This is a genomic window from Candidatus Tisiphia endosymbiont of Xenochironomus xenolabis (genome assembly GCF_964264705.1).
Lineage (GTDB): Bacteria > Pseudomonadota > Alphaproteobacteria > Rickettsiales > Rickettsiaceae > Tisiphia.
On sequence record NZ_OZ183473.1, the window covers coordinates 694,333 to 707,689 of the forward strand.

Genomic DNA, 13,357 nt, shown 5'->3' on the forward strand with positions numbered 1-13,357 from the left:
GCAATCCACTATTCATTAGATTGCTTCGTCGTACGGTTTCCACACTCCTCACAATGACGTTTGTGAATTTGGCATAATGTTAGTCGGGTTAGATACACCCCTACTCTTCTAATAATTGTTCACGTATTGCTTGCAAGTCACCCTGACAATTATTCCAAACATCTTGGATTTCTTGTTCATAAGCAACTAACTCCAGCATAGTCCAATTAAACTGTTCAAAAAGCTTGTATGCATTATTTAGTCCTCTATAAATAGCATCTATATTAGATAATGTTGTAGAAAATAATTCTTCTATTCTCGCTTCTTGTGATTTTTTATATTCACCATGACTAGCGGTACCAAATTCTGCTATATCATGCATCTGATTGGTTCGTATCTGTATTTCCACATTACGACCAGGTGTACCAACGGCAGCCACGGTATGCAGAGAACTATAACCATTATGTTTGGGATTAATAATATAGTCTTTATATTTCTCAAGATTGTTAGGATATAGATCATGAATAATATCCAATACTTTGTAACAATCTTCTTGCTTATCAACTATAATTCTAAGAGCCACTAGGTCATTTAATTGATGAAAATCAATATTCTTTCTTAACAGCTTTTTTAAGACAGAAGTAGGGTCTTTTAGCCTGTATGATATGTTCTCTACTATAGAATTCTCATGCAAACTAGTACCAATAGCACTGACAATCTTGTGGAAATTATATAACATAAAACTCATATTACTCTATAATATTTTAGAGATATTAATAAAAATTACCACTTCCTGTCAATGACTAAATTATTAAGTTATAAATAATATCTTTTAATAATACAATTTGTTATCGAATTAGTTATAAACCTTAACTTGTTTTTTCCATAAATCCATGTCATATTGTTCACAATATTCAAACATGGTAGTAGTATTAGGGTGATGTATGCCGAATTCTTTAACTTGAGATTTACCAAAGAATTTATAATTATATAAATCTTTTGATTTACAGGCGGCTATAGCTGCTTGACTATATAAGTAACTAACTTGTGCAATATTTTGACGATTATCTTTATATAAATAATGATATATAGTATAAGCTTTTTTATAAGATGCTATTGCTTCTTTAATATTATCTTGAGCAAATAAAATCTCACCTTGTACTACATAACTAGCCGCTAGATCCGGATTTTCATAATAATTTGTATCATTAACATCTCTACTCTTTGCTAAATATAGGTCTATAGCTTTATTAATGTGATCTAGACATTCATCCATCTTACCAAGTCCCAATTCACTTCTTGCCAATTGTGTGTAAATCCTTGCCATTTGCTTGGAAGCATAAGCAATCATTTCATCCTGTAAATGATGCATGTTACATAATTGTTTAGCTTGAGCATAGGATTCTTGATATCTGCCAAGATAGTTTAGTATTGCCGCCCTAAGTAGATAAGCTGAAGTATAATATCTATTATTAGGGGGTAATCCGTTTTTTGTAAGTACCTCAATATTTTTATCGATATAAACTAAAGCCTCATCATATCTACCTTGGATAAAAGATAAGCTTGCCTTTAAAGAATATATTACAAATACATCAGATTCTTGGAGTCCTTGTTTTAATAATTTTTGCATTTTTTCAAGGAGTTCTTCAGTAATTTTTATATTGCCTAAAGATACTTGAGATTTAGATAGGTGTAAGTGTAAATTAAATTTTAAGGCATCACAATCATTAAGATCATCTAAAATCTTTAATGCTTGAGTAACATAAGAAATAGCTACTTCAAAATTTGTTAAGGACACTCTATTATACGCTCCTATTATTCCCAAATATCGAGCATAATGATATTTTTGATGTTCGGACATTTTCCAAAGTTTAAAGTTACCTTCCTTATATTTTTGTTCGAACCAATCTATCATTTCTTTTGCTTTACATATATTACTATCATTTATGCATAAAGAGAGTAAATTAGCTCTTAAATTAAGCATTGCATATATGCCAATATTATATTTTTCCGAATTTTTGAAAAGAATCTCCAGATTTTCACTTATAGTCTTTGATGCTCTCCATACATGTATCGACAACGCTGAATTCTTAGATTTAGGTAGTTTTAAAATAATATCTTCTAAATACATTTTATTGTTTTTAGCTCCATTTAGCTCCATGATCTTATTAGCAATAATATCATGCATCTCAAAAATAGGATTACCTTGGTTAGGATCAATGCTGCTAATCAGTAGGAACTTAGATAATTTATATATATCGTCATCTAGAGTATCTTTACTATCAGTAATGACACTAAGTAGTTGCTTTGAGAAACTCTGATTATTTAGTAAAGCTATTTTATTAAGTAACTTTACTGCACTAGGCTTTAATCCCTGTATAGCCATATTAATGTTTGTTGTTATTTTATCAGCTGAATGATAAATTTTATTCTTATATTCTTCTCTATCTAAACCTTTGATCTTATTCAATAATTGAATGCCTTGAACTATAAGTATAGGGTAACCATTAAATGCTTTTATTAAAAATTCAATATCATTTTCGTCTTTATTATTTAATAAATTATTAGCTAAAATAGTGGTAGTATCTTTGTCAAATAAAGCCATTTCTATAGTGTTAGGTAATTTCTCACTATCTTGCGAACAAAATATTATATTTCCATTACTCTCCCAATCAATAAACTCTTGAACTTTGTTATTTTCATTAATTTTTAGATTATCAAATATTAATAACCACTTATCCTTGTGAGTTAAATACGATATTACTTCCTTCTTTGCTAAAGTAGCATTTTCAGATATGTTAGCATTTCTAATACTATTAAGCTGTTTAGCTAATTTGACAAATTGCTCATTAAGATCAACATTACAATCAAAAAACCAAATAATATCATAATCAGCCTTATTATCATAGGCATGCATTCTAACAAATTGCGTTTTGCCAATACCGCTAGTGCCTACTATACTTACCTGTTTATGTTTACTTAAGCTATCCTTAAGTGCATTACGCTGCTTCTCATGACTTACAAAATAACTAACTGGTATAATCAAATTAGATATTTGTTCTTGGGCAAATGAATCATTGACCATAATTAACATTATAAGTAACAAAAAATTCTTATTCATTTTTTTCTCTTAATTAAAGAGTTTAATAAAATGACGTTTTCTTCTTGTTGGTTGTTCCAATTCTTCAAATCATTTGAGTAAATCTCTATAACATTACTTTGATTATGACTTACTTGATAGTTATAACCATTCGTTTGTAATAGATTAAATACTTGACTTAGATTAAGTAGAAAAGGGTTAGCATGGGTTTTGAAAAAATTATTTGACGTTTTTAGCAGCTCTTGTGCTGTCATTATAGGATAACCATCATATTCAAAATGTAGTACCACCTTTTGCTTTATACTATCAATAGTTAATTTAATATTATGCTTGGTAATAAAAGGTTGGTTTTTTAACAAAAAGAATAGATAGCTAACAACACTATAAATGATTTGGTACAATGCTGCATTAGAAGAAAAATATAATATTTTTGCTTTACTGGAAATTTTAAACGATATATTCTCATCTTCCTGATTAAATCTATCAATAAATAAATCAGCTAATTTAGTGGTATCAATTTCTTCTATTTTATTTTCTTGGTACAATGTTATAGAGCAAGGTACTTTATCACCAAAGTTTCTTAACCTATAATCCTTGAGCATATCTTCTTGATTATCGGAATTATTATCAAGCAACGATATTTGATTAGCTTCTTGAGCAAATAAACAATTAATTTCCAAATCTTTTTGTTTATTAAAATCATTATTCCAAATCTTTTTCATTAGAAAGGTTTCACAATCTTTTAATTCCTGCTGATGATTAAGTTTGAGTTGTTCTAATTCTGCAAAATGTTTATCTTGATAATGTAATGCATAGGATTTGTTGAAGTTGCTAAATGATATTTTTAAGAGAACATATAGTAATACCATATTAGCTGTAATAAATGCAGTTAATAGCCAGAAAGGTTTTTTAATATCTGTTACTACTTTATGCCAATATACACTATTAATCGCTAAACTAATATTAAGTTGGTGAGAGTCGTTAATATGGTATGTTGTCTCTATTTGATAATTTTGAACTTTGAGGTTTGAATAAAGAAATGTTTTATTGAGTTCTATCTTATAATGAATGAATTCCGGAATATTCCGGTTTAATAATTCTCCAAAATGAAAAAGACTACAATTTGTACATACTAATGCTTCATTACATATCTCAATTTCACTGCTATTACTGTTGATTGAAATATTACTTTCCTCAATACTACTAGATAAACGATGCGATAAAGAAGTAAGTTTATGCATACTCACTTCTACTATTTTATTATATTGGGTTTGCAGAACCTGTGCTTTTTCCATCTTAACTTTATTATTATAACATTTATATAATGAAATTATAATTGTGATATAAAATACAAAAATTAAGGTAAATATCTTGGATAAATTTTGTTTTAACTTATCTAGATGTGGTAAATTCTGTCGTTTCATAAATCAATAAACTAATAGTTGAAATCCACACAAAATCCCCTAGGCTCTGTGTAATGTCTAAAATATCTAGGTTAATTAGCTGCTTAATAACCACGTGCCACAGCTTAAATACACCTATTTATTTAGTTATATATCATACTTTTTATGCTACGCTAAGTTACTATTATGTCAATAACTTTAATTTTTTCCTGTTACAATAAATAATTATTTTCAAAAGAAAAAATTATACGAATAGTAACATTTTATTTTAGGAGCTAATTTGTTCACAACCTCCTAGGTTATCTTAAAAATATTTACTACAAGCTTTCAAATATGAATATCCTGTGATGATAGTCAAAAGTGCAGCAACCCATAAAGCTATTTGTCCTATTAAATCCATATAAATTATACCCGAACCTTTAGAACCAAGAATTAACACTGACAAAGCAAACATTTGGGTAAATGTTTTAATCTTAGCTAACCTAGATACAGGAATACTTACTTGAATCAAAGCTAAAAATTCACGTAAGCCAGCTACCAGAAATTCACGAGCCAAAATTAATAAGCACGGTATCTCTCCTGCAGCTCCTTTTTTTACCAACATTATAATTACACAGCCTACTAATAATTTATCAGCTATAGGATCAAACATTTTACCAAATCCTGATACTAAATCAAACTTTCTAGCAAGATAACCGTCAAAAAAATCAGTAATACTAGCTAAAATGAATAATATTGCTGCAATTCTATGAGCAAGTTTAGAACTATCTAGATAAAAGGTCATTACAATAATTGGAATAACCACTATACGAGCTATCGTCAGATAATTTGGTATATTTTTGTCAATAGTCATTTATTATAAATTTTTACTTCTTGATCTTTTTCTAGAAACAACAGCGATGGATTATGATCTAAATCTAAGAAAATAGAAACCATTTTTTATAAAATAACTCAAAAAAACTAATCTAGCTTGCCAGAACTTAAACATCGGTATTATCATTATCAGAAACACCTAATGCTTTTATATCCTCTTCTGCTAAACTCATTGCTAAAGCAAAACCTAACTTTGGTGTAGAAATACTACACTCATGCTCTTTAAGAATAGAAGATAAATAAGAAGTTTTCTCAATCTCAATAATTTTTTCGTTTTTAAGATCATTATTCTGCAAGCATGTAAAATCCTGTTGAAGGATTATTTTGTATAAGTTTTTAAGACCTTGAGCTTTTGAGTTCGATTTGTAAACATGTTCCAAAAATGACTCATTTGATATGTAGCTGTTTCTCTCTTCTTCTGTTATTTTAATTTTTGCCATAAAAGTCATCTATTATTAGTTACAAGATATATATAGCATAAAATTTAACCACCACTAATAGCAAAAGATATTATTTCAGAAAATTATTATAAATATTTAGATTATTGCATATGGAAAAATTATAGCTTCTTCGTCTATTAGCAAGGAGCCGCTTTGCGGTGACACGGCAATCCAAAAAGTGACCAGAAAGGATTGCTTCGTCGGCTAACGCCTCCTCGCAATGATGGTTTTAGCTTCCAACGTCATTGCGAGACCATGTAATGGTCGAAGCAATCCATTCCTAATCACTTTTGGATTGCTTCGTCGGTTTATGACCTCCTCGCAATGACGGTGTATTACAAACTGACTCATAACTAATAGACGGAACTTAAAGGGTTAGCTATATACTAGGTGTTTAGTTATATTATTTAAATAATCCTTTTAACCCTTTTTCAATGGTAGATTTTACTTTATTGATAGGATCCTTATTATTAGAAGGCTCTCTTTGTTGATTATTTTGTGTTTCTTCTCCTGTAGCTTGTTTATTTTTTCTTCCCCCAATAATATTTTTTAATAGATCTTCAGGCTTTGTGCCTTTCTTAACGCCATCAACCACGCTATTTACTAAATTCTTCGTAAGATATTCCTTTAATGCTTTAGCATCAAGTTTATGCCGTGGATTATTCAGATTGCCGTACAGGTGAACTTTCAATGGTGGTATTGAATTTATATTTACATTAATAGTACTATCCATATCAAGGGTATATTTAGGTAGGTTAACATTTCCAGTAATTGTGACTTCTGACGAAGCAACATCTAATTTACCGTTTATTATATTAACTACCCCTTCTTTTATTTCACTATCCACCGCAAGCTTTTGAAAATTTGTTTCACCACTTGCCAAGAAAACATCGAGCATTTTTAAAATAGTTGCTAGGTTTTTAATATTTCTAAGGTTATCTAATAGTTTTTGTAAATCAAATCCACTAATTATACCGTCAGATGCTGTTAATGTTGCTGTACCGAATAGGTTACCTACATATTGAGATTGGCTTTGACCTTTTGTTTTGATATCTGTTACAAAATTAACAGTCCCTTGTGTAACTTTAATTTTACTTCCCTGTGAAGCTATATTTTGCGAAACTATATTTTTTAACTTAGCATCTTTAAGAGTAGCTTTAAAGCTAACAGGTTGGTTAACTTGCGAAGAAATTTGTCCAGTAGCAAATAAAGTTCCCCCATATAAATTACCATTTATAGATTTAATATCTAGCACACCACCGGCAAGCAACATATTAGTTTTGACGTTATCAAAGTTCAGATTCCCTTTAATAATTTTCTGTATAGTTAACGTTAAATTTCCATCAAACTTGTTTAAAAATGATAAATCTATAACATCTTTAGACCAGGGTACAGAATTATCTACAACAGAATGATTTACATTTTGCACAGAATTAGCAGCCATATTAGGAGATGGTGTATCACTTAAGTCATCTAAATTTAAGGAAGCTATTGTTATATCTGATAAAATATTTGGTTTAGTAGAAGCTAAATTGATAGTTACTGCTCCACTAAGATTTATAGGATTCTTTTTTAACTGAACGGTAAATTTATTTATATTAGTTTTAAGAGAATTCTGTTGTTTATTTTGTTGTTTAACAGTCTCTCCCTTTAGCCAAATATCTCCAAGATTAATCGGTAGAGTCATGCCAAATAAACTGGCAATGGCTGCTATCTCACTAATTTTTACATTATAAGAAACAACTAGCTCTTTATCCCAATCCTTAACCCCTACATTACCTGTTAAATTAGCTTTATTTACAGTAAAATTAAGGTTATTTAGAGATAAATTTTGATCTAAATAAGCAAAGCTTGTTGCCAGAGAAAATGTCTTATCTAATAATTTAATTTTTAAATCTACCTTATTATCTTGAAAGTGGAAGTTAGCATTACCTTTAGCTAATAACTTACCTACGGTAAAATCAATATCACTAATTTTTAATAATTTCTTATCACTATTAACGTTAAAAGTTAGTTTATGATCTAAATCGTTAGGGATAGACATATCAGGAAAAATACTTTGTAGGTTTTTAGCAGTTCCTTCCAGTTTAAGTTGTCCAGCAAAAGTCATATTATCGTAAGCAAAGTTACCTGAAAAATTAACCTTTTCTTGCAGAGCATTTAAATCTGCCGTTAAAGATATGACACCCTGCTTGTCTTGTATATTACCTTTGATATTATAATTCTTGCCAGAAGAATAAAACTTACAGGATAAATCAGATGGTCCATGAAGATCTTTGATTTCTAATCTGTCAATATCTATGGTTGTTGGAGAAGGGTTATTACCTTTAGTCTTATCAGTAAAATCAACATAATTTAACTTAGCATTAACAATTTTAATTAAGTTGATATATAAAGAAAATGGAGCTTTGCTATCGTTCATTTTATCAGTTGGGGTTGTACTAACATTGGTTGGTATTTTGGCAAATTCCCAAGAGGCTAAACCATTACTCATCCGTTCTAAATTAATTACTGGTTGGTTGATTTCAATCGTTGAAATGTCGATCTTTCCTTTAATTAGAGATAATATAGAAATAGAAGCACTTACTTCCTTAACATCCAATAAAGAAGGGTAGTTAGCACCATCTAGAGAGGCAAGTGTTAGGTCTTTAACGATAATAGTTGGAATGGGCAGCAAAGAAATGCTGATATCTCCATTGATTTGTAGTTCTCGACCAGTTATTTCTTTGACCTTATCAGAGGCTAGTTTTTTATATGATTCCAAAGAAATAAATAAAGGGGTTATCAGCAATATAACAATTATTAAAATAAATAACGCCACCGAATATTTTAGGAATTTTTGCACTATACTGCTCATTATAATTATTTTATTAAATATATTGTGATGTCTGGTTTCTGTCAATGATATAGAATAATTAAAAAATCCTAAAAAAGTGCTTAGTGGGGAAGCTATAATCTGTTATAATGAAGTGCATTTTTGCATAATTAGAAAGAAATATTTTATGGTCTCTACCAAACAGCAAAATTATCCATTAAAATCATATTTATACTCCTTGGCTTACAAATATCGACTATACCTATCTAGCATTGTCCTTATATATATCTGTGGTGCACTACTTGATATTTTTGTTAATTATCAAATTAGAGAAATTATTAATACTATTGCCAAGAATCCACATGACAATGTTACCCTACTTCTCTTAATATTTGTATTATATAAAATGATGCACCACGGGGTATATTTTACCTTTAGGCTTTTTGACATTAAATACAAACCAGTGATGCTGGCAGAAATCGTTGAATATGCCTACAACAAGACTATGAAACATTCTTTGCATTGGTTTGATTCACATTTATCGGGAGAAATTGCCAGTAAAATCACTGATTTTCAAGATGGCATTATAACTGTTATCACTATTCTTTGTCGTGCTTTGAGAGATATTGTAGTTGTTGTAGGTGGCATAATATTTTTGTGTACAATGAATTACAAGATAGCCGGAGTGTTAATTGTTTTTATTGTGGTGTATGTACCAATATTATCAGTTTTACTCCAGAAACAAATACAGTTACAAGAAGAATATGCTAAGGCACGACAAGAAGCGGTAGGTATTATCAATGACTCTGTTGCTAATATTTTTGGTATTAAAATTATTGGCAATGTTTGGACAGAACTGAAACTAAAGCTCCTGCCTGCCATTGATCAATGGAAAAGTTGGGATCGAAAAACTCGGGTATATGATGCTTATTATGTAGACCTGACTGATAGCATATTAATTACTCTAATGGCAGCGGCTCAAATATTTGTGGTAGCATATTTATATAAAACTGGACAAATCACTGCTGGTGATTTTGCCATTAGTATGGTGATTACTTTTAGAATTGAATGGGCGATTGATCAATTATTAGATAATATAATATTTTCCATTAATCCTAAAATCGCTGCTATCAAATCTTCATACAACTTTATTAATACTATCTCAAATGTCACCGATACAGAAAATGCTAAGTTGCTTCCTTCTGTTAAAGGTGATATTAAATATCAAGATGTAACCTTCAACTATGGTAGTGGTGGAGATAATATATTTGACAATCTTACATTACATATCAAAGCTGGAGAAAGGATTGGTATAGTTGGGACATCAGGGGCTGGCAAAACTACCTTAATCAAATGTTTGCTAAGATATTTCAATTTGCAAAGCGGAACTATTTTAGTTGATGGATATGATATTTCGCAGGTAACGGAAGAGTCACTAAGAAGCAATATTTCAGTAATCCCACAGGATATTACGATGTTTCATCGTTCTATCCTAGAAAATTTGCAGCTGGCTAAATATGATGCTACTTTACAAGAGATTTAGGAAGCCTGTAAAAAAGCTAGAATACATGATGATATTCTGCAGATGCCCAATGGTTATCATTCAATAGTTGGTGAACGAGGGGTAAAAGTAAGCGGCGGGCAACGGCAACGAATTGCAATCGCTAGAGCTATTTTAAAAAATGCTCCCATCCTTATTTTAGATGAAGCAACATCGGCACTTGACTCACCAACCGAGGCTTTAATTCAAAAATCTATAGATGAAGTTTTGGAAACCACTAATGCTACAACTATAGTTGTTGCCCACCGTTTATCAACACTTTTACACATGGATCGTATTTTAGTATTCAAGCGTGGTAAAATTGTGGAAGACGGTACTCATGCTATGTTAATCGCTAGAGGAGAGTTATATAAAACTCTCTGGGATGCACAATATAGAGGATTTTTGCCGGACAGCGAGGATATAGTCAATTGATGAGAAGTTGGTGATGTCGTCGCTCAATGCTCGCCTATTACTTATAGGCATCGCTCCATCGCTCCTAGCACCAAATCCTCCTGAATTGACTATAATTTTGTTGTCAAAACTCGTCTCCGTTCCTCACGTACATCTTAGTACGCTGCGGTACTCGACTTCGTTTTTCCTAAAAATTCCTCAATTATCTTTAGGTTATGCAAGAGGTCTAATAGTTTACATATTGTAGCGGATCAACAGCTAGCTTTCCCTGGCGAATAGCAAAATGCAGCTGAGGGTATTCGGCATCTCCAGTACCCCCTACATGTCCTATTACTTCTCCTTGTGACACTGTTGCTCCTTTTTGAACAATTATGTCTTGTAAATGAGCATAAGCAACATAAAGATCGCTGTTATCTAATTGCACTATTAGTAAATTACCAAACTTTGTATCATTGCCTGCAAACATTACTTTACCTGAGGCAATAGATTTTACATTAGCACCTTCTTTTGCAGCAATATTAATCCCTTTGCTTTTTCCTTTAGATGTTTGTTCACCAAATTTGATAGTAATTTTACCATCAATTGGTTTGATAAATTTTGTCGCATTTTCCGCTTCTCTTATAGTGCTTTTTCTTATTGATCTTTCTTGATTTTTTTTATTTAACAGCTCAGTATTAACTTTTATCATGATAATTTGAGATTTGCTAAGATGGTATGGGGCAGACATGTTATTTAGCTCAGCTAATTGCTCAACCGTTTGACCATACTCATTGGCTATCGATTCTAACGTTTCTCCTGATTGAACCTCACGATAGATTATCTTATTATCATCTAGTTTTACTTTTGGGACTATTATTATATCGTCCTGATTTTGAGGCTTTATAGCATGGCGTTCCTGTAAGAAACCAGTTGGAGCATCAAACTCTTTTTCTTTCTCGTCAATCTCTCTACCTATTATTTCGCCTTCATCACTTTCTGATATATGATTATTTTCAGAATATGTGGTAGTTGGTGGTTTTGTAGTTGTAGCTTTTTGGGAAAAATTCTTTCCACGATTATATTCAATAGGAGCTGGAAGTTGAGTAGCACATCCAGAAATCATAAATATTACAAAATAGATAAAAAATATATTGTTTTTCATAACTAACCAAAAAATTTGCAATTTTATTATGCAATAAACTAACTTTAATGTACAATTAATTTTAGTATTTTTTTTACCAAGATTACGTAATTATGAAAACTTACAGCATTCTAATAGCCAGTGATCACTCAGGATTTTCACTCAAGAATAAAATTATCAGTTATTTAAACAATAAAAATATATCTATCCTTGATTATGGTACTTATAACCAAGAAGCAGTCGATTATCCAGACTATGCTAAAAAAGTTGTTGATGGAATTTTAGAAAATAGAGCTCCTTTAGGAATTTTAATTTGTGGAACTGGTATAGGTATGTCAATTGCTGCAAATCGTACATCTGACATAAGGGCTGCTTTATGTTTTGACTTATTTATGGCAGAAAGATCAAGGGCTCATAATGACGCTAATATAATAGTGCTAGGAGCTAAGATACCAAACGAAGAATTGGCATGTCAAATGGTCGATAAATTTTTAACCACTAAATTTGAAGGTGGGAGACATAGTACTAGATTATCAAAAATAAACTAGGAGACACTAATTAATGTGAGAGTTCACGAATTTACTTATGATGATGAATAAATAACAAAAAAGAGGGCTAAAAAGCCCCCTTCTTTTATAGAATAAGAAATGAATCGATAAACTATTATATTAGAGATCAAATCTTATACCAGCCATCAAGTTATGTCCTCTGATGTCAGCTTTAGATGGTTTTTCTTTGTCTTTCTTGTCCTTATCTTTATCTTTTTTTGCATCACCTGCTTCTCCATAATCTCTCCAGCTATAGGTAAGATCTAGGTTTATGCCATCAGCCACATTAAAAGAAGCACCAGCAGTCAACTGATAAGCAAAATTATTAGCAGTTTCAAAGGACATAGTGTTTGATTCTTTGTCTGCAGTAGTAGTTATCTTCTGTTGCACTTGAGCCATACCAACACCAGCTCCGGCAAAAAATTTAACAATACCTGCATCATATAAATCGACATAACCATTGAGCAATAATGATCTGACGACTTCTTTATTTGTTAGTTCTGTAGATACATCCTTATCTAAGACCTTCGTAGTAACAGTACTCTTAAATTCTGGATTTGGGAGGAGGAAGTCAATTGTCAGCTCTGCTCTAACATTATCCATGATATAATAACCAGCACCAATACCAAAAATACCAGAAATAATGGGTTTAAATTTAACATCACCAATCTTAGCATCTTCAATCTTAAATTTTAGCATATTCAACCTAGTTGCACCGCCTTCGGCTTTAAGATAAAACCCTCCTGTTTCGGCAAATGATGCAGCAGAAGTCAAAAGAGTTGTACTAGTAGCAGCAATTAACAATAATTTTTTCATATATATTTCTCCTTAAAAATTAATAAACAAGAATCCCTTATAGGCTCTTAAAATAAATACCCGTGAAACACAAATTCTTTTCAAATTCCACTTAGGTCACCTAGCTTTAAGTGTATAGCATAATATTTGTCTTCAGCCTACTTAAAAAATTACTATGAGCATTGAACAATAATATTATTGCGATAATTTGTGGCAATAAGAACACAATATAAAGTATCTATATAGCTAATCCAATTAGTATTTTCCTATAGTCAATTGATGAGAAGTTGGGGACGTTGTCACTCGTCATTCGCCTATTACTTTAGGCGT

At 30.9% G+C, this 13,357-nt stretch carries 9 protein-coding genes and 1 pseudogene; 2 read left to right on the plus strand and 8 right to left on the minus strand.

Annotation, left to right across the window (positions count from 1 at the left end; genetic code table 11):
• Window positions 1–100 precede the first annotated feature (100 nt).
• The 6 genes from ACFELY_RS03470 to ACFELY_RS03495 all read right to left on the minus strand — a co-directional run bounded on the left by ACFELY_RS03470 (window position 101) and on the right by ACFELY_RS03495 (window position 8,652).
• A complete protein-coding gene (locus ACFELY_RS03470; protein WP_341759531.1) occupies window positions 101–727 on the minus strand; it encodes a bifunctional (p)ppGpp synthetase/guanosine-3',5'-bis(diphosphate) 3'-pyrophosphohydrolase in 627 nt (208 codons plus the stop codon).
• Window positions 728–835: 108 nt separating this feature from the next.
• A complete protein-coding gene (locus tag ACFELY_RS03475; protein WP_375333646.1) occupies window positions 836–3,100 on the minus strand; it encodes a tetratricopeptide repeat protein in 2,265 nt (754 codons plus the stop codon).
• A complete protein-coding gene (locus ACFELY_RS03480; protein WP_375333647.1) occupies window positions 3,097–4,503 on the minus strand; it encodes a hypothetical protein in 1,407 nt (468 codons plus the stop codon). Before ACFELY_RS03480 ends, ACFELY_RS03475 begins: the two co-directional genes overlap by 4 nt.
• Before the next feature lie 283 nt (window positions 4,504–4,786).
• On the minus strand, window positions 4,787–5,335 hold the full coding sequence (gene pgsA / locus ACFELY_RS03485) for a CDP-diacylglycerol--glycerol-3-phosphate 3-phosphatidyltransferase (protein WP_341750472.1): 549 nt from the start codon (window positions 5,333–5,335) through the stop codon (window positions 4,787–4,789).
• Between the two features lie 127 nt (window positions 5,336–5,462).
• Window positions 5,463–5,795: a hypothetical protein gene (locus tag ACFELY_RS03490; protein WP_375330065.1), complete on the minus strand. Its 333-nt coding sequence runs from the start codon at window positions 5,793–5,795 to the stop codon at window positions 5,463–5,465.
• A gap of 403 nt (window positions 5,796–6,198) precedes the next feature.
• Window positions 6,199–8,652, minus strand: coding sequence for an AsmA family protein (locus tag ACFELY_RS03495; protein ID WP_375333648.1), 2,454 nt, complete (start codon window positions 8,650–8,652; stop codon window positions 6,199–6,201).
• Window positions 8,653–8,797: 145 nt separating this feature from the next.
• Between ACFELY_RS03495 and ACFELY_RS03500 the strand changes: the two are divergent.
• Window positions 8,798–10,585 (plus strand): annotated as a pseudogene (locus ACFELY_RS03500) (ABC transporter ATP-binding protein).
• Window positions 10,586–10,790: 205 nt separating this feature from the next.
• Here ACFELY_RS03500 and ACFELY_RS03510 read toward each other — a convergent pair.
• Window positions 10,791–11,705: a LysM peptidoglycan-binding domain-containing M23 family metallopeptidase gene (locus ACFELY_RS03510; protein ID WP_341759525.1), complete on the minus strand. Its 915-nt coding sequence runs from the start codon at window positions 11,703–11,705 to the stop codon at window positions 10,791–10,793.
• 92 nt (window positions 11,706–11,797) lie between these two features.
• Here ACFELY_RS03510 and rpiB point away from each other — a divergent pair, with 92 nt between their 5' ends.
• On the plus strand, window positions 11,798–12,232 hold the full coding sequence (gene rpiB / locus ACFELY_RS03515; protein ID WP_094649443.1) for a ribose 5-phosphate isomerase B: 435 nt from the start codon (window positions 11,798–11,800) through the stop codon (window positions 12,230–12,232).
• A 120-nt stretch (window positions 12,233–12,352) separates the two neighbouring features.
• Here the strand turns inward: rpiB and ACFELY_RS03520 are convergent, their stop codons facing one another.
• The gene (locus tag ACFELY_RS03520; protein WP_375333650.1) at window positions 12,353–13,048 is read right to left on the minus strand and encodes an outer membrane protein; all 696 of its coding nucleotides are present in this window, start codon (window positions 13,046–13,048) and stop codon (window positions 12,353–12,355) included.
• Between the last annotated feature and the right edge of the window lie 309 nt (window positions 13,049–13,357).